General features: G+C 51.0%; 21 protein-coding genes and 2 riboswitches. All 21 genes read right to left on the bottom strand.

The window, feature by feature from the left end; all coding sequences use genetic code 11:
• Nucleotides 1–144: 144 nt before the first annotated feature.
• Nucleotides 145–1,146 (bottom strand): copper amine oxidase N-terminal domain-containing protein, encoded by a 1,002-nt coding sequence (locus EDM52_RS13250; RefSeq protein ID WP_122909463.1) that lies wholly within the window; start codon nucleotides 1,144–1,146, stop codon nucleotides 145–147.
• Nucleotides 1,147–1,229: 83 nt separating this feature from the next.
• Entirely contained in the window at nucleotides 1,230–1,901 is a 672-nt protein-coding gene (gene yunB, locus EDM52_RS13255; RefSeq protein WP_415783065.1) for a sporulation protein YunB, read from the bottom strand.
• Nucleotides 1,902–1,982: 81 nt separating this feature from the next.
• On the bottom strand, nucleotides 1,983–4,811 hold the full coding sequence (locus EDM52_RS13260) for a calcium-translocating P-type ATPase, SERCA-type (protein ID WP_420866959.1): 2,829 nt from the start codon (nucleotides 4,809–4,811) through the stop codon (nucleotides 1,983–1,985).
• A gap of 91 nt (nucleotides 4,812–4,902) precedes the next feature.
• The gene (gene ytaF / locus EDM52_RS13265) at nucleotides 4,903–5,577 is read right to left on the bottom strand and encodes a sporulation membrane protein YtaF (protein WP_122909465.1); all 675 of its coding nucleotides are present in this window, start codon (nucleotides 5,575–5,577) and stop codon (nucleotides 4,903–4,905) included.
• A 109-nt stretch (nucleotides 5,578–5,686) separates the two neighbouring features.
• A complete protein-coding gene (locus EDM52_RS13270; RefSeq protein ID WP_122909466.1) occupies nucleotides 5,687–6,436 on the bottom strand; it encodes an SDR family NAD(P)-dependent oxidoreductase in 750 nt (249 codons plus the stop codon).
• Nucleotides 6,437–6,452: 16 nt separating this feature from the next.
• Entirely contained in the window at nucleotides 6,453–7,421 is a 969-nt protein-coding gene (locus EDM52_RS13275; RefSeq protein ID WP_122909467.1) for a helix-turn-helix transcriptional regulator, read from the bottom strand.
• 100 nt (nucleotides 7,422–7,521) lie between these two features.
• Entirely contained in the window at nucleotides 7,522–9,054 is a 1,533-nt protein-coding gene (locus EDM52_RS13280) for an MDR family MFS transporter (protein ID WP_122909468.1), read from the bottom strand.
• Nucleotides 9,055–9,229: 175 nt separating this feature from the next.
• A complete protein-coding gene (locus tag EDM52_RS13285; RefSeq protein WP_122909469.1) occupies nucleotides 9,230–10,132 on the bottom strand; it encodes a hypothetical protein in 903 nt (300 codons plus the stop codon).
• Entirely contained in the window at nucleotides 10,107–10,691 is a 585-nt protein-coding gene (locus tag EDM52_RS13290; protein WP_122909470.1) for an RNA polymerase sigma factor, read from the bottom strand. The genes EDM52_RS13285 and EDM52_RS13290 overlap by 26 nt, the downstream gene beginning before the upstream one ends.
• Nucleotides 10,692–10,861: 170 nt before the next feature.
• Nucleotides 10,862–11,791, bottom strand: a complete 930-nt coding sequence (locus EDM52_RS13295; protein WP_245996904.1) for an arginase family protein — start codon at nucleotides 11,789–11,791, stop codon at nucleotides 10,862–10,864.
• Nucleotides 11,792–11,842: 51 nt separating this feature from the next.
• On the bottom strand, nucleotides 11,843–12,817 hold the full coding sequence (locus tag EDM52_RS13300) for a sporulation protein (RefSeq protein ID WP_122909471.1): 975 nt from the start codon (nucleotides 12,815–12,817) through the stop codon (nucleotides 11,843–11,845).
• Nucleotides 12,818–12,985: 168 nt separating this feature from the next.
• The gene (locus EDM52_RS13305) at nucleotides 12,986–13,741 is read right to left on the bottom strand and encodes a hypothetical protein (RefSeq protein WP_122909472.1); all 756 of its coding nucleotides are present in this window, start codon (nucleotides 13,739–13,741) and stop codon (nucleotides 12,986–12,988) included.
• 12 nt (nucleotides 13,742–13,753) lie between these two features.
• Entirely contained in the window at nucleotides 13,754–16,069 is a 2,316-nt protein-coding gene (locus EDM52_RS13310; protein WP_122909473.1) for a universal stress protein, read from the bottom strand.
• Between the two features lie 24 nt (nucleotides 16,070–16,093).
• A complete protein-coding gene (gene kdpC / locus EDM52_RS13315) occupies nucleotides 16,094–16,654 on the bottom strand; it encodes a potassium-transporting ATPase subunit KdpC (RefSeq protein WP_122909474.1) in 561 nt (186 codons plus the stop codon).
• Nucleotides 16,655–16,688: 34 nt separating this feature from the next.
• Nucleotides 16,689–18,728, bottom strand: a complete 2,040-nt coding sequence (gene kdpB, locus EDM52_RS13320; protein ID WP_122909475.1) for a potassium-transporting ATPase subunit KdpB — start codon at nucleotides 18,726–18,728, stop codon at nucleotides 16,689–16,691.
• Nucleotides 18,729–18,753: 25 nt separating this feature from the next.
• Nucleotides 18,754–20,427, bottom strand: a complete 1,674-nt coding sequence (gene kdpA, locus EDM52_RS13325) for a potassium-transporting ATPase subunit KdpA (protein WP_122909476.1) — start codon at nucleotides 20,425–20,427, stop codon at nucleotides 18,754–18,756.
• Nucleotides 20,428–20,472: 45 nt separating this feature from the next.
• Nucleotides 20,473–20,550, bottom strand: a complete 78-nt coding sequence (gene kdpF / locus EDM52_RS25685) for a K(+)-transporting ATPase subunit F (RefSeq protein ID WP_122909501.1) — start codon at nucleotides 20,548–20,550, stop codon at nucleotides 20,473–20,475.
• A 513-nt stretch (nucleotides 20,551–21,063) separates the two neighbouring features.
• Nucleotides 21,064–21,210, bottom strand: a riboswitch (cyclic di-AMP (ydaO/yuaA leader).
• 213 nt (nucleotides 21,211–21,423) lie between these two features.
• Complete coding sequence (locus tag EDM52_RS13335; protein ID WP_122909502.1) at nucleotides 21,424–21,834, bottom strand: hypothetical protein; 411 nt, start codon at nucleotides 21,832–21,834, stop codon at nucleotides 21,424–21,426.
• Nucleotides 21,835–21,855: 21 nt separating this feature from the next.
• Nucleotides 21,856–22,785, bottom strand: a complete 930-nt coding sequence (locus tag EDM52_RS13340; protein ID WP_122909477.1) for a glycine betaine ABC transporter substrate-binding protein — start codon at nucleotides 22,783–22,785, stop codon at nucleotides 21,856–21,858.
• Nucleotides 22,782–23,624, bottom strand: a complete 843-nt coding sequence (locus tag EDM52_RS13345; RefSeq protein ID WP_122909478.1) for an ABC transporter permease — start codon at nucleotides 23,622–23,624, stop codon at nucleotides 22,782–22,784. The genes EDM52_RS13340 and EDM52_RS13345 overlap by 4 nt, the downstream gene beginning before the upstream one ends.
• Nucleotides 23,608–24,846, bottom strand: coding sequence for a quaternary amine ABC transporter ATP-binding protein (locus EDM52_RS13350; RefSeq protein WP_122909503.1), 1,239 nt, complete (start codon nucleotides 24,844–24,846; stop codon nucleotides 23,608–23,610). Before EDM52_RS13350 ends, EDM52_RS13345 begins: the two co-directional genes overlap by 17 nt.
• A gap of 390 nt (nucleotides 24,847–25,236) precedes the next feature.
• A riboswitch (cyclic di-AMP (ydaO/yuaA leader) is annotated at nucleotides 25,237–25,379 on the bottom strand.
• Between the last annotated feature and the right edge of the window lie 10 nt (nucleotides 25,380–25,389).

Genomic DNA, 25,389 nt, shown 5'->3' on the forward strand with positions numbered 1-25,389 from the left:
CATTAGAAAACTTGGCTACGCCAAGCTTTTGGCGGAGCCTTAGTTGCACTTATACTATCTTCCGCTAATCTCTTTAACGCACTTAAACTTTCCGATAGTACAAAAAAAGAAGCGGCTCGGGTAGCGCCGAACCACTTCTCCTAATTATTTGTTTTCCTCTACGATCTCGACCACGATCTTTTCCGCTACTCCTTGCGGTGGCAGACTGCGGGTCAGCTTTGGTCCGTAGAAAGCGTACACCTTCATCTCGGGCTTGAGATCCTCTGGCTTCAAGCGTTGCTGGTCACGCGCGTTGACGATAACCGTATCCTCAGTGATCAACAACGCTACATGTGCCTGTGATTCTTGGGTCAGGGCATCGCCCTCTACGGTGATTTTGGTTGCACCGTCGCCAGCTTGGTCCTTCTCTACACTGACTACCCTGCCAGCCGTACCCAATACATCTTCAGATTCCAGGCTGCTCTTCACCACGATGCTGATTGCTCCTGCTTGTGGAGGCATACTCAACGCCATGAAATTCGGGTGGGTTGCCTCTACTTCCATACCCATCTTCAGATCCTCAGGCTTCAGCTCCTTGCCATCTGCCGAGGTAATCTTCGTTTCCTCGCTCAGGTGCAGGATGATACCCGTCTGATAGCCATTCAGGAGAATCGAGATCTGTCCTTTGTCGTTTTTGTTAATGGTTGTAATGGTGCCTTTTTTCACAGGTGCCACCTCGGATTCTTCCGTTACGGTAACCGAATCATCCGTGACGTTGACTTCTGCCTGCAGTACCTCGGCCACGAAGCCCACTGGAACATACGTATTTCCATTGTACAGACGGGGCTCTGGGCGGAACATTTTGTCTTGTACACCTGCAGGGTCGCGGACCTCGTTCAGTTTAACCTGCCCGCTGATATCGCCTTTGCTAACCTCTGCTGCTTTGGCTGCCGCATTCCACGTCACCTGGAAGCCCAGAGATTCCGCGACATCGCGAAGGGGTACCAGGACGGTTTGCTGACTTTGATCCATAATCGCCATCGATTCCATTTTCTTGCCATTGATCTCGATGGAAAGTTGTTTGTCCTGTGCGGACACAGTTACCATATTTGTCCCTAAAACGGCCAACGCGGCCAGTGTCATCATGCCTGTGCGTACCTTTTTCATGCTTTTCAGCCTCCATTTACCTGTCGTTGATTTCATTAGTGTGTCATTCTATGTGACGGAGACATGCATGAAACGTTTCAAGGTTATTGCGCCGGATCAATGGAGTATGCATTTCGCGGCATCGGGACATCTGGTTTGCCCGTGGGATTGTTGTAGAGATACTGCGGGACCTTTCCTACGATCAAGGCTTCTGTGATCGGGATCGTGGTGGTGACCAAGTGCTGCTCGGTAGCGAACGGAATAATGATGCGCAGATTGACCTCCACGTTGATGTAGACCGTCACCAGCACCATGTTGATGCCAGCCTGCTTCATCCTCGTTTCCAGACGCGTTTTGACAGCCCCAATCGGTACGAAGGAGATCGGAATGTCCGGACCAATATGCTCCAGGAAGACGTTTTTGGTCGCCACGCCGAGCGGAATGCTCGTCTGGGTATGCTCTTCCTCGAACTCCTTGAGGCGATTTTGGATACGGGAGGTCGTTTCCCCCACAATCCGGGAATACTCCTTGAAGTTAAAATTGACCGCATTGATGGTCCCCTCTTTATCCTTTTCCATGGTGACGATCTGATTGAAATCCACACCTTGCTGGCTAATCCTTTTCGTCACGGCATCAGAAATGGCCAGCTTGGCGATCTGCTCTGCCTTGGCTTGCGCGATCAGCATGAGCGTAGGCTGCAGCCTACGCTCCGCAATGAAAAACAGTGCGACCAGAATCGCTAGGGTGATCAGGAATACCGCGACCATTTGTCTCATTCGCCTCGCCCAACGGCTTCTTTTATAGCGCACAAGCGATCCCTCTTTCCTGCTTGACGGTACCGGTCAGCTCGTCACGGACTAGGAGCGAACGGTACGCATGGACGAGCTTTTTTTCTTGGGTGCGCGCTTTTCTTTTGGACGCCCGCCAAACAATACTCCACCTATACCTGCCACAAAGGTTGGTATGCCCGATGTGACGAGGATCAAAGCCCAATCACGCACATTCAGGTCAGTGGTTTTGAAGATCGGCTGCAGGGAATCAATGTAGACGACACCCAGCACCAGTACCAGGGAAGAGACCACTGCCCACACCAGGTATTTATTTTCAAAAATGTTGCGGTGGAAGACGCTGTACTGACTGCGGCAGTCAAAGACATGAATCAGCTGCGCCATCACCAAGGTGACGAAGGCAACGGTCTGTGCATGCACCAGATCGTCCGGATTTTCTTTCAGGGTAAGCCAGAACGCGAGCAAGGTCATCGCACCGATCAAAAATCCACGGCTGATAATTTTCCACCCTAGACCTCGACTGAAAATATTTTCATTCTTGTTGCGCGGCTTCTGGTACATCGTATCCCGCTCTGCCGGATCGACCCCCAATGCCATCGCCGGCAATCCATCTGTCACGAGGTTTACCCACAGAATCTGGATCGGCACGAGAGGCAGCGGCAGACCCAACAGCATGGCGAAGAACATGACGAGTATTTCCCCTACGTTGGAGGCCAGCAGATAGCGGATAAACTTGCGAATGTTGTCGTAGATGTTGCGCCCTTCCTCTACAGCAGAGACGATCGTGGCGAAGTTGTCATCGCGCAGTACCAGATCGGCTGCTTCCTTGGTGACGTCCGTTCCTGTAATCCCCATCGCAATTCCGATATCGGACGTCTTGATCGCTGGCGCATCGTTCACGCCATCCCCTGTCATCGCCACTACATGCCCTTTGCTCTGCAGGGCACGGACAATCCGCAGCTTGTGCTCCGGCGAGACACGAGCGTAGACGGAAATGCGGTCGGCGTACTCCACTAGCTGCGCGTCAGACATGTGATCCAGCTCACGGCCCTCCAAGACTTCGCCGTATCCGCGCATCATGCCAATCTGGCGTGCGATCGCCTCTGCTGTCACCTTGTGGTCGCCCGTAATCATGACCGTCTTGATGCCCGCCTGATGGCACAGCTCGATCGCGGGACGAACCTCTTCCCGCGGAGGATCGATCATGCCGACCAGTCCCACGAAGACGAGATGATTTTCCATCACTCCGATCGCCTGACCAGGTCGATAGCCTTGCAGCTGCCGATAGCCAAAAGCGAGAACACGCAAAGCACGTGCTGCCATCCGCTCCGTCTGATCCAGCACCTGATGGCGCAGTGTAGCGGAGAGAGGTTGCAGCTCCCCTTTCCAGAGAATGTGCGTGGATCGGGATAAGACGGACTCCACTGCCCCCTTGGACAAAAGGGTAAAGGTCCCATCCGAGCCTTTTTCTACGACGGACATCATTTTGCGGTCGGAGTCAAAAGGAAACTCCTCTACCCGATCAGCCTGCTGCCCATTTTTCCCACGCTCGACACTTCCGTTTTGCGCTTTGGCGGCCAGCACCTTCAGCGCTCCCTCTGTCGGATCACCGACTATATGCCAGGTACGCGTCGTCTTGCCCATACCCAACAGCTTTCGCGCACTCTGCTCTTCGCTGGTCAACCTCGCGTTGTTGCAACGATCGGCAATGCGCAATATTTGATTCAGGGCGCCATCCCGAGCCACAGAGACCGTTTTCCCCTGCTGGTGAAAAGATCCCTGAGGATCGTAGCCGCTCCCGCTCACCTCGTACATCGTATCGCTATGCCATACATGCGTAACCGTCATTTTATTCTGCGTCAAGGTGCCTGTTTTGTCTGAGCAAATAACGGAAGCGCACCCCAGTGTCTCTACCGATGGCAGCTTGCGGACAATCGCGTTGCGCCGAATCATCCTTTGGACACCAAGCGCCAGCGCCACGGTCACAATCGCAGGCAGCCCTTCAGGAATGGCAGCCACCGCGAGACTCACTCCGGCGAGGAACATCGTGAACAGCTCGTGACCATGCCAGATTCCTGCGACAATCACCACAATCGTCAACAGGATCGCCACTACGACCAAAAGCTTGCCCATCTGCTCCAGCCGCACCTGCAGCGGGGTTTCCACTTCTTCTGCCGTATTCATCAAATGAGCAATTTTCCCAATCTCGGTATTCATGCCTGTCTCGACCACAATCCCGCTGCCCGTACCCCCCGTGACCATCGTGCCCATAAAACCAAGATTCTTCTGATCGCCCAACGGAACTTGGGTAGCTACGGCATGCTCCAGCTTCCTGGACATTTTCCCGACCGGAAGTGACTCTCCGGTCAGAGCCGACTCTTCAATCTCCAGGCGATTGGCCGTGATCAGTCTCAGGTCTGCAGGTACCCGATCGCCGGCTTCCAGCAGGACCAAATCGCCAGGGACCAAGCGCGAAGCAGGCATCATGGAGAGATGACCATCCCGCATGACACGCGCCATCGGAGAAGCGAGCTCCTTCAATGCCTGCAGGGAGCGTTCAGCCCTGGCTTCCTGGATGAAGCCCAACACACCATTGATGATAATGATCGCGATGATGGTGATTGCATCCAGGTACTCGCCGAGAAAATACGAAATCAACGTGGCAATAAAAAGAATGACAACCATGAAATCCTTGAACTGATCGAGAAAGACCGTATAGAGAGGCTTTTTCTTGCTTTCAGCCAACTTGTTGGCGCCGTGTTTTGCCAGCCTCCGCTCTGCCTCCTGTTGAGTCAGTCCCTGTGACGCATCACTCTGAAGGGCTTCGGTCACGTCGGCTGCCGCCAGCGTGTACCATTTTCGAATTGGCTGCTGTGAATCCACCTGCATCTCCTCCATCCACTTCTCACTCATTTTCATGTGTATGCAGACGAGCTGAAAAATAAAACAACCCGTCCCTTGGAGAGGACGGGTCAGACATGCTGGTTATTTAAAAGATTTTTGCCACGCCAATGCAGATCAACAAAACAGGGGGCAGCCAGGTCAGTTTGGCGACCCAGTTATGTTGTCCTACCCGACGTCCCATAGCCAAACCTGTCCACAGCAAGAAAGCACTCATCAAGGCAATACAAAGAGAGACGAGCAGCGGATCATACCCTAAAAACGTCAAACTAATCCCTGCCCCAAACGCATCCAGAGACAAGGCAAGCCCAAGCATGACGGCTTCCCAGCCCATGATGTGCCCTGAGCGGTCAGCGTCCGCCTGAGACGGATCTCGCAAGATCTGAATCATCACACCAAAGATACGAAACTGAGACAGCACAGTACGCTCTGGCTCCCCCTGTTCGGTCATGCTTGCGGCAGGAGGTTCCTCCTGCTTCGCTTCAGGTTTGGAATCAGATGAAAAAAGTCGCCACAGGGTAAACAACCCCATCCCGATCAAAACAGCGGCACCCACATGCTGCCCGATCTCAGGAGTGAGCCAGGAGGTAAGTGAAGAGCCTACCAGCATAACCCCGTAGACGACCGCGAATGAACAACCTGATACCACGACGAGAGACAAAAACGGCATTTTCATTTTCCGTAAACCGTACGTCAAGCCAACACTTACACTGTCCATACTGATGGCCAGGGAAACGAGCAGGAGTGATAGCCATCCGCTCATATGTGGTCACCTCTTTCCCGTTGCCTACTAGGTATACGCGGATAGCCCATCCAATGTGCCTGTTCGCGCTTTTTGAGCAGCCAAGGGGAGTGTTGGTGATCGTGTTGTATTATTCCATTGAAAGTCCACCTGTAACAGGCGTGTACGTTCCGGTAACGAACCGAGCATCTTCACTCGCTAAAAAAGCAATCACACCTGCCACATCCTCTGGTTCCGCTATACGTCCAAGCGGGGTAAAATTGCCGATTACTTGTTTTTCTTCCTCTGACATCCCTGCTGTAGCCTCTGTCCGTACAAGACCGGGCGCCACGACGTTGGCCGTGATGCCGCTGGAACCGAATTCTTGTGCGATATAGCAAGCAAAAGTATCCAGGGCGCCCTTTGCCGTTCCATGAGCGATCATATACGGGGATGGATCTTTCCCCAAGCTGCTAGAAATGTAGATGATGCGTCCGTGTTTTTGCTGATTCATGATCGGTGTGACAGCTTTTGTCGTCACGAAGGCTGCTTTTAGCTCATCCTGCATTTTTTGCGAGAATGCATCCCAAGACATCTCGGCAAAAGGCTTAGCTGTAAAGCTCATGTTGGCGTTGCTAACCAGGATATCAATGCGGCCAAAGGTCTCCACAGTTGTATCTACCAGCCGTGTAAACGAATCTGCCTGACGAACATCCGCTTGCCACGCGATTGCTTCGCCACCATTTGCCTCGATTTCAGACACTACCTCCCAGGCACTCGTGACATTCGCGACGTAATTGACCACCACCTTTGCTCCCCGTTCTGCAAAGATTAGCGATGCAGCACGTCCAATGCCGCGTGATCCGCCTGTAACGATCGCTACTTTCCGCTGAAGACTCATGGATCAACCCTTCCTCCTACTGTTCTGCAAGCTCTCCCGATTCAAGGTACAGACCCGCTATATCTAAAGCTGCCTTTCGGACAGCAGCCGCCAAATGCGCTGGCTCCAAAATCCGCAGCTCACTTCTGAAGGTAAGTAAAAAGCCTATCAGCCGCTCTTGATCAAGCAGGGTAGTCCTTACTAGAAATGAACCATCCAGCAGCCGTTCGATCTCATCCTCGTCAAATCGATCCGCAACTGCTACTTTGACCGTATTGGAAAAATGCAGGACAACCCCGACCTGACGCTGCGTTTGGGACGGTGGTTGTATCCACTTTTCATTCAGTGCCGCGAGTTCGATGTCCCGGCGCTGAAATGATTCTTCCAGCTCCAGCAAATCCCGAATCCGCGAGAGTCTAAATATCCGATAATCCTCCCGCTCCAAACAGTAACCGTGCAGATACCACTTATACCCCTTGAGCACCAGACCCATCGGCTCCACGCAACGCTCGGTTTCTTGACCTTGCCCATCCGTATAAGCAAAACGGATCAACTTTTTTTCTTGGACGGCTTTGTTCAGGGTATCTATCTTTTTTCTTTCTGCCTCACTCGTTCTCCACGGGGTAAAATCCACCATCATTTGCTCTCGTTCAACCAAACGCCCTTGCTCCGTTCGAGAGATTAATGCTCCGACCTTTTCAAGTAATCGGTCCATGCTCGAATCGTCCATCGCCTGTGTGGATTGAAGGCCACGCAGTGCGGTAAATAGCGCCATCAACTCGTCAAAAGAGAGCAGCTGCCGGTCCAGACGGAAGCTGTCCATGATTTCATAGCCGCCTTCTGTACCCGTATAGGACACGATGGGAATGCCCGCGAGATTCAGTGACTCCAGGTCACGGTAAATGGTGCGAAGCGACACTTCCATTCGATCTGCCAATTCTTGTGCCTGTACGCGCTTTCGGTTTAAGAGAATGATAGTGATGGCCATCAGCCGTTCGAGTTTCATCGATTTCCCCCCTACCAGAATCTGATCCTTCTATCATAATTCAGACTAGGCAATACGTGTATCGAGTCAGAAAGGAATGGTCCTCCTTCGTTGATCTTGATTAGCGGGAAGAAGAATAGCTGTCTTCTCGTGCAATCGGGTCCAACTTCTCTTTACTCATCATGAACGCTGCTGCCAGCGCCAGAAATGCCGGGATGAGTCCCCACGTAAACGTTGTGACAATAGAGGATGACAAGCCATCCAAAATCTTGCCCAACACCTGCCCATCCATCGATTGGCGAATAGTCGGATTGAGCAGAACATGCGGGTCGTGAAAGTCCACGTTATGCGGAATAGCAGAAGCGGAGCTGCCGCGAAAGATGCTCGTCAGATTGCTCGTGAGCAAATGACTTTGCAGGATGCCGAATATCGTGATGCCGAGTGTCATGCCAAGCGATCGGTTGAAATTCAGCGTTGAGCTGGCTGCTCCTCGCTGCGTAGCCGGAAAGGAATGGACAGCAGCATTGCTGAGTACGGAGAAGGATGAGCCAATGCCCAACCCGATCACGATCATATAAATCGTAATCAGATAGCCTGGTGATTCCTTTGTCAATGTCGCCAGAAGCGCGAGCCCCACAATAAAGAGGGCGAGCGTCGGGATCAGGATCATTCGGTACGACAGCTTCGTCATCAGGAAACCGCCCACAGTAGCGGTCACTACCGAAGCCACCATCATTGGCAGCAGCACGAAACCGGAATTCGTCGCACTGCCGCCAAGTACGCCCTGGATGAAAATCGGGATATAGACTGAAGCTGTCATAAATGCGGCCCCACTGAGCATCCCAATGAGATTGCTCGTCGTATAGAGACGGCTGCGAAACATCCGAAAGGAAATAATCGGCTCAACAGCGCGCCTCTCCACGTAGACCAGTAAGGCGGTCAGAATCACAAATCCTGCAAACAGACTGACGATTTGTGGCGAGCTCCATGCGTATTCTTTGCCCCCGAGTTCCAAGCCCAGCATGAGGCAGACAACGGCTCCGACCAACAGGACCGCGCCCAGAATATCGATCTTTTGCCTGGAATGCTCAATCGACTCTTTGTAGAAAAACAGGATCAAGACGAAAGCAAGCAATCCTAGCGGCAGATTAATGTAGAAAATCCAAGCCCAATGTAATTGATCCGTGATGTACCCACCTAGCAAGGGAGCCAAAATACTCGACAATCCGAATACAGCGCCAAACATGCCTGTCATCTTTCCGCGATCCTTCGGTGCAACGACATCGAACATGATCGTAAACGCGATTGATACCATCGCTCCGGCACCAATACCCTGAATTGCTCTGTAGATACTGAGTTGAACGATCGATTCGGCCATTCCGCACAAGGCTGAGCCGAGCATGAAGACAACGATGCCGAAGACAAAAAAACGCTTGCGCCCGTACATATCCGACAACTTGCCGAAGATGGGCATACCCGCCATCTCCGCCACCATATAGGCAGAAGTTACCCAGATAAATTTGTCGAGCCCACCCATCTCACCTACGATCGTTCCCATCGCTGTTGCCACGATGGTATTGTCCATGGACGCCATCAGAATAGAGAGCAGAAGCCCTGCAACGATAAGTCCAATCTTGTTCTGTGAAATCGCCACTTGATTTCATCCCTTTCCTTTTTATAGCTGTGTGTTGCACGTTTTGACTTGATCATAAGACATCCTTGTTGACATCTGTATGTCAGGAAAGAAAGCAAAAAAAGACGGACAACTTTATCGTTGTCCGCACGGCTCTTTCATGATCATCTTCATTCTGTCATTATAAAGGCGTCCTTTATCTCAGCACTTCCGCAATCGCCAGCAAATCTTCTTTCGTCATGGTTGGCTTCATCGCAATGACCTCGAAAAGCCTCTTTTTGTCATCCTGGTAAAACTTCACAACCTTTTGATCCGTTCCATCCATGAGCTTGCTTGCCATATAAATGGCCTCTTTATTTTGCACCTTTACTTTTTCCACGACTGCATCCGGTCCCGTCTCCTCCGAGATGTATTTCATTCCCTCAAAGTTCGTGACCGTAATCATTGCTTCCCCGGCGTTTCCTTTGTACGTCGTCACCACTCTCTCAATTTTTGGCTCAGGTGATACCTTCCGAACCACGACGACTTTCTTTTCCTTTTCTGCTTCCTCGTACATTTCTGCGAACAGCTCTGGCTGACGATAATTGAAAGGATAATCGACATGACCGTTTACAAATGTGTAGCCGCCTGCTATTTCAGCTGGTACTGCATAAAAACCTCCAACCTCGTTTTGAAGCGCAGCAGATGTCTCATGAACGACAGGCATTCTGGTAAAGGAGACTCTTTTATCCGGATTGTCCGGACCAGGGAAGTATACAGCGGCACTTTCCCCCGGCTCAAGCGAATTCCGGACGTCCTCGAAGGTTTTGATCACTTGCTCTGCCGCGGCAGGCTGCTGATTTTCACTCTTCTCTATTTTGACCACCGCTTCTCCTTGATCGTTCTTTAATTCATGCACCTTGATCGCTGCATAAGCAGACGTTACCCCAAAAACAAGAGTGGCAGCCACGATCACGCTTATTCTTTTCTTCATTCGTTTCCCCTCCATTTGTTGTTGCCGTTCCTTTATTTTGTGCAGAACCCGATCCTTGACATCGAAGTCTTCGGCTGCGGCCATCAACTGTTGTTTCCACTCATCTGACTTCTGAGATCGCGTCATGACGGTCACCGCCTTCCATCACTATCATGGTGGATTTGCATTTTTTCAAAGCACGTTCATACTGTTTGCGCAGCGTAGCTGGTTTTGTATCCAGCAGCAATGCCAGTTCTTCATAGCTGCGATCTTCCACCACGCGCAAGATCAGGAGGTTGCGCTCCTTGGCAGAAAGCTTCGTTAAGGCCACATGAAGAGGATTGCTTACATATTCTTCAGCTTCCACCCGTTTCTCCCCCTCATGTCGGCTAACCGTCTGAATCCCTGCGCGCAAAAAAGTAACCACGCGATTCAGCTTTGCCCTGCTCAACAGGTTGAGGCAATGATGGTACGCAATCTTATACATCCATGCCGAAAAAGAAACGGTCTCACGATAGCTGTCCAACCGCTCAAATGCTTTCAGAAAAACCTCCTGGACCGCATCCTCCGCTTCCTGCCGATGCCCCAGCATATGGTAGCAGTATACGAACAGCGGTTTTTGCATCGCATCGATGATCATGCCGAATTGATCAATATCTCCCGCCCTGACCCCCTTTATCACCTGTTCCATTTCGTGATTATCCAAGCCTTCTCACCTCCAATTGCCACATATAACAAACAAGAAGGTCATTTTGTGACAAGAAAAAAATTTTTTGATCGAAAAGCCCCTGCTTTCGAATTTGTTCGATATGTTTAGTATGTAAAAATGCGGACAACCCCTTCGTTGTCCGCATGTCTCTATCTATCATGTATAATCTAGTTACTCTCTCGCGCTTCCAAAGCCAATGCCATCATCTCAACCAGCTTTTGCGCCTGTTCGCCAGTGGTGTCGCGCAGCGCGGAAAATTCCGTCACTTCCATCCCTACCACTCGCTGATCCTGCAGCACACGAGTAAGAAGCCGCTGTGCTTCATCGGCGCTGATTCCTGTCTCACTCGGCGCATAAGCAGCCGGCATCGCTTCCTTATTCATCACATCGACATCAAAATGGACCAGGATTTTCGCATCTGCAGGGATCGATGCCAATACCTCGTTGATTACACGATCCAGATCATCGGCTTGAAGCTGGTCAAGCGTCACGATCTCCACCCCAAAATGTTCTTCCGGCATTCTCTGGCAGCCGACCAGCTTTACCCGATCCGCTGTCCAGCCTGAGCGCTCGATCCAGACACCCTGATCCTGCAGCAGGAACCACAGTCCCATACCTGCAGCTCCAATACAACGAGATGCAGAAGGCACCACCGCATCAAGGTGTCCATCCATGACCAGCAAATAAGCCTGTTCGCCGTATTGCTGTTGCAGTGCGATGGCTGTTCCCACGATCAGACTGCAATCCCCGCCCAGCATCAACAGAAAGTCATCCTGATCCAGCCACTCTGCCGCCTCTTTTGACAGAAGGTCCCACACCATACGCGGTGCAGGCCAGTTGCGAACTGGCGGAATATTGTGACGCGGCAAATAATCCGGAAGCTTCAGATTGCCCTGATCCTCTACGGCCAAGCCCTTCGCCTGCAGCTGCATAACGAGCCCTGCCTTGCGAAACGCATCTGGTGCCATCTCAGAACCGGAAACAAACGCTCCAGAAAAATGGGGTATTCCTTTTATTCTTATCGTAATCGTCATTCCCTCCATCAGACTCGGACTATGGAACTCCCCTAAGATACCATAATATGGATGACCGAACAACAAAAAAGCCCCCTGCTACGCTTTCAACAGGCGGCTTCCTAACATCATCCATTAAAATTCATCGAAGTCGTCAAAACCCATATCCATTTCTTCGTCCATAGCCGGCTCTTCTTCTCCCATTTCGCCGCCAGCCATTTCATCGCCCATACCGGACATCATCTCGCTAAGCAGCATTCCGCCCAAAAGACCAGCTGCCATGCCCCCGATCATGCCACCCATTCCAGAACGGCGTTGGCCCGGTTGCCCATATCCTGCTGCACCTTGTTGAAACGCCGCCATCGACACGTAAGGAATGGATTGTGGATTGTTGGCATACTCGAGGATTTTGTCCAGAAGATAACGGGACAAAGCTGCTTCCTGACCAGCTGCCAGCAGCTCCTGCGGTACGACGATCTCTGCTTTGTACTCCTTTTCACGTCCCATGAATCCGTTCGCCAGATCCAGTTCAATCAACAGACGCAGTTCATCAGGAGTCGCCAAGAAGATCACTTCCAATTCCTTCAGCGGAACACCGAGCCCTGCCCCGGGGAAAAAGGAAAATTCCTGACCATATGGTGTCAGCCTGCCTGATTGAGGCTTTTGACGAAAATCGTTTCTCTCCAGCGCTTGCAGGACGCGGTCTACCGGTTCGGGTGGAAGGATCGTGATCAGATCCATGTCCGTAGGATCAACCGCCATCTCTACATCCAGCTTGGTTTGAAGATTGTACTGCACAGACGGCGTAGAAATCGCCAATCCATCCGGCAGCGCAAACGAAAAGGGGATTTCCTGGACGGCCGGCTTCGGCTGCACAGTGAATTGGCTTTTCACAGGGAAGGATTCGACCTGCTTGATCACGTCTTGCCCTCGCACGGATACCTTCATCAGAAGATTCACGCGCAGATCAATGATTCGCTGCTCGACATTGCCACCTTCAATGCGGATAACCCCTGTCGCCATTTCTCCCATACGATATCCCGGTCGATCCAGTCTCAGATCGATTCTCGCAGTACCGATCCCCATCTTGGCCATGATTTTTTTAAACATCGTTCCCTTCCTCCCCAGCACATCAGAATTCACTTCTATATTGCCTTCCGCTTTAAGATCGGAATCTCTCCATTTATAAGCGAACGTTTATATATAGTGTATCAGATAAGGGGGCCATTGCGCGAGTAGCCAATACACCGCCGAGTATGTGAACGGGGATGTACCCATCTATCGTAGCCTAGATTCCAAAAACTGAATCAACTCACTAATTGATGGCCTTAACCACCGATCAGGCAGGTACGCTGATTCGCCCCGAATCAATTGATACGCTAGTGCATTCGGATGAATATCTGCACTTAAAAAATAGAGCTGCTGCAGGGGCTTCGGAATCGCATCCATGGCTTCGACGCATTTGCAGACATAAGCTTGCAGTGCATCCCGATACGCCGGAGTGGTAAGCGCCGTGCCGCTCCAGACCTCGATCCCTGTCAAAGCCTTGGCGTGGGCTGCATCCAAACTTTTAGCGAGAGAACACACAACAAACAGCAACTGTTCTGGCGCTAGCTTGTATCGTTTTTGATACTTCTTGACGAAACGGGCAATCGTCGCATTCCAAGAGGGAGTATCGTAGCTACCAAGATCGGGAATGCATTTGATCACGGCTACTAGTCGTTCCTCCCTTTTGACATAAAGCAGTCCATCGATAACCTGAAAGGCAAGTCCTGACAAGCGATCGGAGAGAAAATCACCGACAGTCTCGTGCATGACGCGGGAGATGCGTTGCGAGGATTTCCGCTTTAATTTTTGCCGCAAGCGCACCTCTTCTTCCTGTACATACACCTGAGTCAACTTGTAAAACAAGAGCTCCTCCGTACATGGAGGATTTGGTTGCCCTCGTATGGCACACTCTGCTGCCAGGCACTCCAAACGGCTATAGGCTTCTGCCATGCTTCTATCCCATCGCCCTTCTTTCGCTGTGCCCATTGTTATCCTCCCTCACATCGTATCGGGTGTATGATCGGCTACAACCAGTACATCCATGTGTCGAACTTCCCGCAGCAATCGCTGAATGACCGAACCCTCACGAATTTCTTTCCACCTGGTTCTCGCCGATTGACCCATCACCACTTGAGTCGTCCCTTTTTCGTCCATATGTTGTACCAGCTTGGTGAATACCTTCCGTCTCTTTGCTGCTTTGTACTGTTCAAAACGGCCTCCGAGCCGCTCCGTGAGTGTCCTCAGCCTTTCCAACTGGGTCCTTTCCTCTTCAGTTAAAGGCTCATGATCCTGAACATAGGCTACGTGCCAGGATGCCTTCAGTCGATACGCAATGCGAAACCCCCGGCGAATCAGGCGCTCGCTGTCTGCACGCAGATTGACGCAGACAAATATCACTTCCTGCTGCCGCCAAGGCCCCCGCAGTGTTCGCCGCTCCCACGCCTCCAACCGCTCATCCACGTCATCTGCCACTTCTCGCAAGGCTAATTCACGCAGAGCGATCAGGTTGCCTGTTTTAAAGAAATTGGCCAGCGACTGTTCCACCTTTTCCATCGCATAAATATTTCCCTCCCGCATTCGTTGCCGCAATGCCTTGGGCGAGATATCAATGAGCTCTACTTCATCTGCCTGATGCAGAATGTGGTCAGGAACGGTCTCCCGTACACGGATGCCCGTGATTTGTTCCACACTGTCGTTTAAGCTTTCGAGGTGCTGAATATTCATTGTAGAAATGACAGAAATACCTGCCGAAAGAATCTTTTCCACATCCTGATACCGCTTCTCGTACTTGCTTCCCGGCACGTTCGTATGGGCTAATTCATCCACCAGCACCACTTCCGGATTGCGACGAATAATCTCGTCCGTATCCATTTCCTCCAAGGTCACGTTTTTATAGGGGATGCGTTTGCGGGGTATCAGGGTAAGCCCGCTCACTTGCTCGCTTGTTTCCTTTCTCCCGTGCGTCTCCAAAAGACCCACCACTACATCGATCCCGTTTTGGGCTAGCTCGTTTCCTTCCCGTAGCATTGTATAGGTTTTGCCGACTCCAGGAGCTGCCCCCACATACACTTTCAAGGTACCGCGCCTGATTTTCCCGATTTCCTGTTCCATTTCTTCCTCAGAAAGACGACGGTAGGGATTGGGTGGCGACGCTCCCAGACGTTTGGTCGGAATGACTCGCTCTCCGTCTCGCTCAGACCGATCAGCCACGATAAAAATATCGATATTCTTTGTTTGCCGCAGAATTTTATGGACGATGGAGCCGTACCATATCTCTTCCCAACGCGTTCGCTTGGATTGACCCATGACGATCCGGGTCACGTTTTTTTCCATCGCGTAGGCGACTAGCTCGTTTGCTACATCCTTTTCCCGCTGCAACGGTTGTTCTTCGAATGTTCCCCCCACTTTATCAACTAGCTTGACAATAGCCCGTCTGAAAGTGGCCTCTTCCTTCGTTCGTTTTTTGGACGTTGGGTGAAAACAGACGACCAACAGCTCTCCGCCGAGCCGTTTGGCCACCTGTTGTCCGCGCCTGACCAAGATGGACCCATTCCCGTGATACTGCACCGATACCATGATCCGTTCCGTTGCCCCTGACGCTCCCACCATGCCGTGCTTTTCTCTGTATTCCTCCAGATCCTCGTTTACTCCGGTTGCTACAAAACGCAGCGCCAGCTCTCTTAGTACATGCAGGTTGTCTCTGCGAAACAAGGGATGATTGCCTGCATCCTCCTGAAGTCGTTTCAGAATCGCTTCCGGCGTCACATCCAGCAGCTTCACCTCATCTGCCAACGAGAGCGTATCTTCGGGCACACACTGCTCGATTTTTACTTCGGTCTTGGTCAGCCGTTCTGCCAGCTCTTTCATGCCTGCCAATTCATAGATATTGACGGTGGTAATGACACTAATATTGTGGTTCAGCAGAACTTGCACGTCGTCTAGGCGTGTGGGAAGAGGGGCATCTGGCCGATTCCGGTGAGCCAAACCATCTACAAGTACCACCTCCGGGTCACGATCGACGATAGCGGCTACATCCAGATCGTGCCTCGCTTCCCCTCGGGTATACCAGGTAATCGGCGGGATCCTTTCCAGTCCCTCTAGCTTTTGCGCCAGTTTCGAATGCGTGGCGTCGCCTGTGCTTCCGATCACCACATCAATCCCCCGTTTTTTCAGACCCTGTCCATCCATGAATAGATGATAGGTTTTGCCAGAACCGCTCACTGCCCCCAGGATGATCTTCAGACGGCCCCGATGCATCCTGGAAATGGATTTCAAGATTTCTTCGGGAGACTTCCTCCGAAACTGTTCTACCATATCCCAGCACTCCTTTACTCTCTTTTACTTCAATTGATCCAGCGCCAGATTCAACTTCAATACATTCACACGCGGTTCCCCAAACACACCCAGGCTTCTGCCATCCGTATTCTCCTCGATCAGCGCACTCAGCTTCGCCGGATCGAGATTCCGTGCTTTCGCAATTCTCTCCACCTGAATGGCCGCAGCCTCTGGCGAGATATGTGGGTCCAATCCGGAAGCGGAGTTGGTCAGTAAGTCAGCCGGGATCTCTTCCTGCTTGACACCAGGATTGGCTTCCAAAAAGGCAGCCAAATCTTTTTGTGTGCGTTCGATCAAGGCCGGATTGGACGGAGCATAGTTGTTTGACCCTGAACCTGCCGCATTGTTATCAATAGAAGAAATGCGTCCAGAGAAATATTTCGAATCCGTAAATGTCTGGCCGATCAGCTCAGAGCCAACTACTTTGCCAGCTTCATCTACAATCAGGCTTCCGCTTGCTTGCGCAGGCATGACGATTTGAGCGATGCCTGTCATGGCCAGCGGGTAAGCGAGACCGCAGATCAACAACAAGACGAGACTAAGACGCAGATTTGCAAGCAACATATCCCTTCACCTTTGCTTTCCTTTTTCGATGTGGTTACACCAGATTCAATGCGACAAGCACCAGGTCGATGAGCTTAATACCGACAAATGGAACGAGGATACCCCCCAATCCGTAGATCACCAGATTGCGACTGAGCAGCTTCGTCGCACTCATCGGCGTGTATTTTACACCTTTCATCGCCAGGGGGATCAGGATCGGGATAATGATCGCATTAAAGATCAGCGCAGACAAAATGGCACTTTGCGGTGTGGCTAGGCTCATGATGTTCAATGCTCCCATCTGCGGTATAGCCAACATGAACATCGCGGGAATGATCGCGAAGTACTTCGCCACGTCGTTTGCAATGCTAAATGTCGTCAAGGCACCGTGTGTCATCAAGAGCTGTTTGCCGATTGCCACTACTTCGATGATCTTGGTCGGGTCGGAATCGAGGTCCACCATGTTGGCGGCCTCTTTCGCCGCAACGGTACCGCTGTTCATCGCCAAACCCACGTCAGCTTGAGCGAGCGCTGGAGCATCATTCGTTCCGTCACCGGTCATCGCAACCAGCTTGCCTGCTGCCTGTTCTTTGCGAATCAGGGCAATTTTATCTTCCGGTTTGGCTTCCGCCACAAAATCGTCTACCCCTGCTTCTCGCGCGATGGTCGCTGCTGTCAACGGGTTATCTCCCGTACACATGACGGTGCGAATTCCCATACGGCGCAGCTCTTCAAAACGCTCTCGCATACCTGGCTTCACGGTGTCTTTCAAATAGATGAGACCCAGAATGCTGTTTCCTTCTGCCACAGCCAGTGGGGTTCCTCCGGCTGTCGCAATCCGGTTCGCCTTTTCTTCCAAGTCAGACGGGATCTTCCCTCCCTGTTCGCTAACGTGTTTCTTGATCGCGTCAACGGCACCTTTGCGGATTTGTACCCCATTCGCAAAATTCGTCCCACTCATCCTGGTCTCAGCACGGAACTCTACACCTTCCGAATGAGGAAGCTCAAGCTCGCTGGAAGCGAGGCCCTGCTTTTTCGCCAGCTCGATGACGGAGCGTCCTTCTGGTGTTTCATCGTAAACAGAGCTTTGTGCTGCCGCCCTATTCAAATCTTCCTGTTTTGTTTTCCCAACGGTCACAAATTCGGCTGCCATCCGGTTTCCGTGTGTGATGGTTCCCGTTTTATCTAAAATAATCGTGTTGATATCACCTGACGCCTCAACGGCCTTCCCGGACATAGCAATCACGTTGAACTGCGTGACGCGATCCATCCCTGCGATCCCAATGGCAGACAATAGTCCACCAATTGTCGTCGGGATCAAGCAAACAAGCAAAGCGATCAGGGTTGCAATGGGAATAGCAGCATTCACATAGGTTGCAATCGGCAGCAGCGTCGTGCAGACGATCAGGAAAATCAATGTCAAACTGACCAGCAAGGTATTTAACGCAATCTCATTCGGTGTCTTCTGCCTTTTCGCTCCCTCTACCAGTGAAATCATGCGATCCAGGAATGATTCGCCAGGGTCGGTCGTCACACGGATCCGAATGCGGTCACTGACAACACGTGTGCCTCCCGTAACGGAGCTGAAATCACCGCCAGATTCTTTGATGACTGGCGCAGATTCTCCCGTGATCGCCGATTCATCAACGGATGCTACGCCTTCTATGATCTCACCGTCGCTTGGGATCAGTTCGCCTGTTTCGACAATGACAATGTCACCTTTTCTCAGCTCAGTGGAGCTGATCATCTGGATCGTTCCATCTTTTTGCAGACGTCGTGCCTTTGTATCTTGTTTGGTTTTTTTCAAGCTTTCTGCCTGTGCCTTTCCTCTTCCCTCCGCCAATGCCTCTGCAAAATTGGCGAACAGGATGGTCACGAACAGGATCAAGCTGACGACACCGTTGTAAAACGGGTCGGACGCTCCTCCAAACAAATGGGGGAAAAACGTGAGGAGGAGAGTAATCACAAACCCTACCTCGACAACGAACATGACCGGATTTTTCATCATCACGCGCGGGTCCAGTTTTTTGAACGAATCGACAAAGGCCCGCTGGTACAAATCTTTGGGAAGCGCCACCGTGCGCGTTCTACTCATCGAAATATCTCCTCTGCCTCTAAAATTATCGAATGGTCAACCACTCTGCGATCGGACCAAGTGCCAGCACTGGCAAAAATGTCAGCGCACCCACGATCACCACCGTGGCAATCAGAATCATCAGAAACACGCTGTTATCTGTACGCAAGGTACCCAATGTTTCAGGTACTGGTGTTTTCGCGATCAAGGAACCGGCTACCGCCAGCATGGCAATGATCGATACGTATCGACCAAACAGCATGACTAAACCGGTGGAAATATTCCAGAATGGTGTGTTGTCGCCTAATCCCTCAAAACCGGAACCGTTATTGGCTGCCGACGAGGTAAACTCATACAAAACTTGAGAGATCCCATGGAACCCTGGGTTTGATATTCCCGCTGTGCCCATTTCAGTCGCCAAAGCTATAGCCGTTGGAGCCAGAATAATTAGCGGGTGTACGAGAATCGCGATGGCGATCAGCTTCATCTCTCTTCCCTCAATCTTGCGGCCCAGGAATTCGGGCGTGCGACCTACCATCAGGCCGGCCAAAAATACGGCCAGGATCGCGTACATCAAGATGTTGACGGTTCCCACGCCATCCCCACCAAACACACTGTTGAGCATCATCTCGCCCAAAGGAACCAACCCGCCAAGCGGCGTCAAGGTATCGTGCATATTGTTTACCGTACCAGTGGTTGCTGCTGTCGTAACCGCGGTAAACAAGGCACTTTGCGCGATGCCAAAACGAACTTCTTTTCCTTCCATACTGCCCATGAGCTGGGACAATCCTGCACGTTCCAATGCCGGGTTGCCGTTTACCTCGGCGGTATACGCTGTAATCAAGAAGGCCAAGAACATCATGCCCATAGCCCCGAAGATCACCCAGCCTTGTTTGCGGCTCTTTGCCATAAAACCGAAGACAAATGGTAACGACGCCGGAATCAGGAACATCGAGAGAATCTCAATCACGTTGGAAAGAGGTGTAGGATTCTCAAATGGATGAGAAGAGTTAACTCCGAAGAATCCGCCCCCGTTTGTACCCAAGTGCTTAATCGAAACCAGAGAAGCAACAGGACCTCTTGCAATCTGCTGTTCTGTACCACTGATTGTCGTAGCGGTTGCAGTAGGCTCCATGGTTTGCGGAACACCTTGAGACACGAGAAGCAACGTGACGATCATGGCAAGCGGGATCAGTACTCGTGTATGGGAACGAATCAAGTCGACGTAAAAGTTCCCGATGCTACGCTGGCCAGTCAGCCCGCGCATGAATGCCATGGCGACAGCGATCCCCGTAGCCGGAGTGGTAAACATCAGGAAGATGATCACCATCATCTGCGAGAGATAGGACAAGCCACTTTCACCGCTGTAGTGCTGCAGGTTGGTGTTGGTCAAAAAGCTGACAGCGGTGTTGAACGACAAAAGCGGTTCCATCGCACCGATGTTGTTGGGGTTTCCCGGTAGAAATCCTTGCAGACGAAGCAGTAGATAAGCGATCGCGACCATGGCGATGTTGCTCATGAGCACACCTGCTGCGTATTGTTTCCAGGTCATGTCGGCTACACGAATCCCAGATATTTTATAAATGACATTTTCCACCCCACCAAACACGCGGTCCAATCGAGTGGTCGTAAGCGAAAAGGCAAGTGCCAGATATCGTCCCATCGGTATGGCCAATATGAGAAGCACGACCAGAACCAACGATATTTGAAGAAAGTCCACGACAGTTCCTCCTAACTACCTGTATAAAAATGGATTGATCCAAACTCAATATTTTTCCGGGTAAATCAGCGCGTGGCACAAGTACATGGAAAGGCCGGCCACAATCAACAACAACACGATCATTTTTCTTTCCCTCCCTGTTCTCTTACCACCGCGTCACAAAACTTGATGAGTGCGAAAAATACACCAAACGAAAGCGCCAATAGCAGTACGGAAACAGCATCCATTCACGTTCCTCCTTTTCTCCTATTAAAAAATCGACGAGTCGTCTCTCTCGCTTACCCCGTGCAGGTTTCCTATTTTTCGAAAAAGCCTGCCGTTGGGTAAAAAAATAGACCAATGCTTACGATTTCCCCGTTGATCGTCACTTTTGACCAGCACAGATGAACAGGCGAACGAAGTCGTCGCATCCAGCGGTTAAACGATCAAATATTCGGAGAAAAAGTACTCATTGGTCTACCTAACGCCCAGCCGACAATGGATTGCCTTCTTTGCGTTTTGTCTCCCGTTTCCTTCTTCCGAGAACAGCTTATTCTTTTTGAGAGCAAAACGAAAAAGACCTGTAAAACGTTTTGAGTAAGTCCTTTGGCCGTCCATAAGACAACAAAAAAGGCCTCCTCAAACAGGCGGTCTTTTGACCTCCCTCGCTTTAGCCTACGAAGTTAGCTGTCGGGTAGGATGGCGAAAGAGTTTCTCATCCCTTCCACATATGAAGCGTGGAATTAACCCCTACTGATTGGTTCCTCCGTTCCCGAGTGCCTCGGGATTAGGCCAGATCTGCAATTGTTGGTTACGAGTCTCATTATACGTCTGGCATAAACGCTTGTTAATGTTCTGTTTCTGTCTTTTTTGCACGATTTGTGCATTCTTTATTCATGTAAGCGATTTAACGACGTCAGGCCTCATCCGATCATGTTATTTCGTTGATTCTCTCTCTTTTTCATTGCAGACTCTGACACGAGTTCAGTCCATGTGTCATCAGCAGAGCCGTTCCATTTAACCTCTGATTTGTGCAGCCAGCCACCCGTATCCTGTATATCCTGGCTTACTTACGATGACATAGTTCGCTCCCAAACATTTGTACAACGTCACGTTGCGATGCTCATGCGTCATCACAAAGATCCGGCAGGTTCCCAATTGCCGGAACAAGGCAATAAAATCGCGCCCTTCTGACCATTCATCAGGAAAGATGTAGGCAGAATGATACACCAGCAAGGAATCCTGATCGCGGTAGCTTTCGTCAAAGGAGACGGGCACGAATCGCTGAATCGCTTCACCCGTCATTGCCGCAATCGACGAATACGCACCGGGATTCCTGCCAAAAAAGGCTGGCTGACTGTCACCGTTTAGCGTCTGGACAAAAGAAGTGAATGCCTCTCCCTTTCCGATCACCAGATAATTCTTCATCACAGACACAGCCCTCCCGAATCAATTCTTGAGATCCTCGATGGACGTGATGTCCATGTAAGCCGGAACCACCAATCCGATTTTTGTTCCATCCAGATTTGGACCCAGATCCTCAATCTGTCCTCCGAACTTTTTGAGGTAGCTTACATCCGTAGAAGGTAGCCAAGCAGCTACCATGCCATCAACATCACCGATCGCCACACCTGCCCACATGGGTCCGGTCTGCACCTGACTCAATTCCACTTCATACCCGAGTCTTTTCTCTAACACATGTTCTACCACGTGGGTGCTGGCGATCTCGGAATCCCATGCCACATAAGCGATCGTCAGTTTTTCTTTGTTTACAGGCTGGATGCCTTCCACCCATTTCCCTACCTTTTCCTCGTTGTTTTTCACCCACTCAGACGCTGCATCCGCCGGTTGTTCCCCGTCTAGAATCTGTACCATGACGGCCTCCATATCAGTTGGCTCCCAATGGAACGCATCCAAAAACTGATAGGCTGCAGGATGCTCCTGTTTCAATCCTTTTCGGACGATGGTATGGATTTGTTCGGCTCCACCAAAGCCGTTTTTCGGGTCCTCCAGATACTTCAGATCCATTTTTTTAAACATCCAATGGGGGGACCAGCCCGTAATGATAATGGGTTGCTTCTCTGCATACGCCTGGGTCAAAGCTGCCGTCATGGCCGCATCGGAGCCCTCGACCAACTGCCAATTGTCCAGCCCGTAGTGCGTCAACACTTCCGCTGTCTTCAACATGGAGCCAGACCCGGCGTCGATGCCGATGATTTTGTAATCCAGTATTTCACCCACTGAGGTACTGGCTGCTTCGGTAGATGTCTGAGGGGGCGTTACACTAGGCGTCGGGCTCGCTTCCTGCTGAGAGCAGCCTGTCACCCATACAGAAGCACCCAACATTATAGCCAGGATAACGGTAATCGTTTTCTTCATATCGTTTCTCTCTCCTTTTGACCTGCATGTTGTGTAATTCGATCCAAGACGATCGCAATGATCACAATCGACAGCCCTGCCTCGAATCCTCTACCTATGTCCACTTGGGATATGGCGCGGTATACATCCGCTCCCAGTCCCTTGGCCCCAATCATCGCTGCAATCACGACCATTGAGAGCGCAAGCATGATGCACTGATTGATCCCAGCCAATATCGTCGTTTTAGCCAGAGGCAGCTGAACCTTCCATAATTTCTGCCAACCGGTAGAGCCAAAGGCGTCTGCCGCTTCGGCCAATTCCTGAGGTACCTGGCGAATCCCAAGATTGGTGAGACGCACAATCGGCGGCATGGCAAAAATGACAGAAGCGATGACTCCAGGAACCTCCCCCAAGCCGAAGAAAAAAATCGCGGGGATGAGGTACACAAACGCAGGCATCGTTTGCATCAAATCAAGTACAGGCGTCATCAGATTGCGAAACGCGTCGTGCCTCGCGCAAAGGATACCTGCAGGAATCCCCACTACGATGGAAACCAATGCCGAAACAATGACCAGCCCCAACGTTTCCATGGTATTTTCCCAATAGCCCAGGTTATAGATGAGCGAGAGCCCAATTACGGTAGTAATCATCGTATTTCGCTTCCCAAACACCCAGGTCAGCGCCCCAAACAGCAGGATGATGATAAAAAACGGAACACCTGTCAATACAGTGGAAAAAAAGGTTAGCATCCCCGAAATGACAGAGTCGATCGGATCAAACAGCTCCCCTCTGTACTCACCAAGAAACGCTACGAATCCTTCTACCCACTTATCGATCGGGACCTTAGGCACGGAGTCCATCGCTCTTCACCTCTACCCTCAATCGCTCTATCCGTTCATCCGAAATATTTACTTTTCCAACCAGACCACCCAATACCGCCCCTTTTACAAGGACACCCAGCAAACGCTGTTGCTCGCCTACTACCGCAATGGGGACATGCACATCTGCCATCATGGGAATCAAATCGTGCAGGAGTGTATCCGGTGAAACTGTCGGAATGTCCGTTTTCATAATAGTCGAAAGTGTCTCACCCGTACTGATTGCGAGCGATACATCGTAGGCAGAAACCAATCCCAGCAGCGATCGTTTTTTGTCCACGATATACAAGCTGGACACACCGTTATCCATCATGAGCTGAAGCGCGACACGCGCCCCTTTATCCGGCGTGATCGCTTCTGCCCGCTTCATCACATTCTTTGCTACAAGAACTCTGGACAAGTCTGCATCCTCCACGAATTTTTTCACGAACTCATCTGCCGGATCGGTCATGATCTCTTCCGGTCGTCCTACTTGAATCAACTGCCCATCCCTCATAAGCGCGATACGGTCTCCCAATCGCAATGCTTCATGAAGGTCGTGAGTAATAAACAAGATCGTCTTTTTCATCGTCATCTGCAACTCCAGAAGTTCATCCTGCATATCTTTTCGAATCAAAGGGTCTAGTGCACTAAACGCTTCATCCATCAAGAGAACATCGGGATTGTTGGCAAGCGCACGTGCCAGTCCGACCCGCTGGCGCATACCGCCGCTTAATTGAACCGGGTAGGCATTCTCCCACTCCTCTAAACCAACGAGAGCGATGGCTTCTCTTGCTTTTTCTTGCCGGGCATCCACCGGAACATGCTGAATCTCCAGACCAAATTCAACGTTTTCACGAACTGTCCGCTGCGGAAAGAGAGCGAAGTTTTGGAACACCATCCCCAGTTTCTTTCTCCGCACCTCGCGCAATTGAGTGGCATTCATGCCGATGATCTCTTCTCCATCAATGAAAATGGTTCCGCTCGTCGGTTCAATCAGCCGATTGCACAGTCGGACCAAAGTGGACTTGCCGCTTCCGGAGAGACCCATAATGACAAATATTTCTCCTTCCTCCACGTCAAAACTCACTTGGTTAACGCCGACGGAAAGACCGGTCTGCCTAAAAATTTGTTCCTTTGTCCACCCCTCTGCCAAAAGCTTCAATGCTAGCTGCGGTTGTCTACCAAACACCTTTGATAGCTGTCTCACCTGAATTTTGGGCATTCTCTTCCCTCGCTTCACATTTTTGCGCAATACAAAAAACTGCGAAATTCCACAGCAAACCAAAGCATGGTTGCTAATCGAAATCCGCAGGCCTACGTAATACCTGGCGTCCCACATTGTGGACTCCCTGTACTCTGTCTTCCTGTTCAGGATCCATTGTTTTTCGTCTACGTTACTCGGTTTATGACGTGACCCACTACCTCTTATCCATCTGCAGCCATTGGACTGCATATGGATAAGCTGCCCGTTGATTTCCCCATAAAAAATAGACCGATACATCCTTTCCCTCCGGAACAAAGGTCCCAAAGAAAAAGCCTGCATCAGCCTATCACACGCCCGAGAGGAACTCTCCTTCTGGCGCATTCTTAGCCCAGACTTCATCACTGCACGACCTTCCCTGCTTTGGCCGACGAGGTTAGCTGACGGGTAGGATGGCAGAGAAGATTTCCTCATCCCTCCTGATTACTCAGGATTAACCCCAAAAGATTGGTTCCCCCGCTCCCGCGATGCTCGGGACTAGGCCGTTTGTTTGCCTATTTCTTT

It is taken from the genome of Brevibacillus invocatus (assembly GCF_003710915.1).
GTDB classification, from domain to species: Bacteria; Bacillota; Bacilli; order Brevibacillales; family Brevibacillaceae; genus Brevibacillus; species Brevibacillus invocatus.

Bases quoted from the DNA above. Each gene is read 5' to 3' on its own strand.
- yunB (WP_415783065.1), bottom strand. From the start codon at position 1,901: ATGAGACAAATGGTCGCGGTATTCCTGATCACCCTAGCGATTCTGGTC.
- EDM52_RS13335 (WP_122909502.1), bottom strand. From the start codon at position 21,834: ATGAAGAATTATCTGGTGATCGGAAAGGGAGAGGCATTCACTTCTTTT.
- EDM52_RS13300 (WP_122909471.1), bottom strand. From the start codon at position 12,817: ATGTTTAAAAAAATCATGGCCAAGATGGGGATCGGTACTGCGAGAATC.
- kdpF (WP_122909501.1), bottom strand. From the start codon at position 20,550: ATGATCGTGTTGTTGTTGATTGTGGCCGGCCTTTCCATGTACTTGTGC.
- EDM52_RS13305 (WP_122909472.1), bottom strand. From the start codon at position 13,741: ATGGGCACAGCGAAAGAAGGGCGATGGGATAGAAGCATGGCAGAAGCC.
- EDM52_RS13270 (WP_122909466.1), bottom strand. From the start codon at position 6,436: ATGAGTCTTCAGCGGAAAGTAGCGATCGTTACAGGCGGATCACGCGGC.
- ytaF (WP_122909465.1), bottom strand. From the start codon at position 5,577: ATGAGCGGATGGCTATCACTCCTGCTCGTTTCCCTGGCCATCAGTATG.
- EDM52_RS13310 (WP_122909473.1), bottom strand. From the start codon at position 16,069: ATGGTAGAACAGTTTCGGAGGAAGTCTCCCGAAGAAATCTTGAAATCC.
- kdpB (WP_122909475.1), bottom strand. From the start codon at position 18,728: ATGAGTAGAACGCGCACGGTGGCGCTTCCCAAAGATTTGTACCAGCGG.
- kdpC (WP_122909474.1), bottom strand. From the start codon at position 16,654: ATGTTGCTTGCAAATCTGCGTCTTAGTCTCGTCTTGTTGTTGATCTGC.
- EDM52_RS13275 (WP_122909467.1), bottom strand. From the start codon at position 7,421: ATGAAACTCGAACGGCTGATGGCCATCACTATCATTCTCTTAAACCGA.
- EDM52_RS13250 (WP_122909463.1), bottom strand. From the start codon at position 1,146: ATGAAAAAGGTACGCACAGGCATGATGACACTGGCCGCGTTGGCCGTT.
- EDM52_RS13260 (WP_420866959.1), bottom strand. From the start codon at position 4,811: ATGGAGGAGATGCAGGTGGATTCACAGCAGCCAATTCGAAAATGGTAC.
- EDM52_RS13350 (WP_122909503.1), bottom strand. From the start codon at position 24,846: ATGCCCAAAATTCAGGTGAGACAGCTATCAAAGGTGTTTGGTAGACAA.
- EDM52_RS13340 (WP_122909477.1), bottom strand. From the start codon at position 22,785: ATGAAGAAAACGATTACCGTTATCCTGGCTATAATGTTGGGTGCTTCT.
- EDM52_RS13285 (WP_122909469.1), bottom strand. From the start codon at position 10,132: ATGACGCGATCTCAGAAGTCAGATGAGTGGAAACAACAGTTGATGGCC.
- EDM52_RS13345 (WP_122909478.1), bottom strand. From the start codon at position 23,624: ATGGACTCCGTGCCTAAGGTCCCGATCGATAAGTGGGTAGAAGGATTC.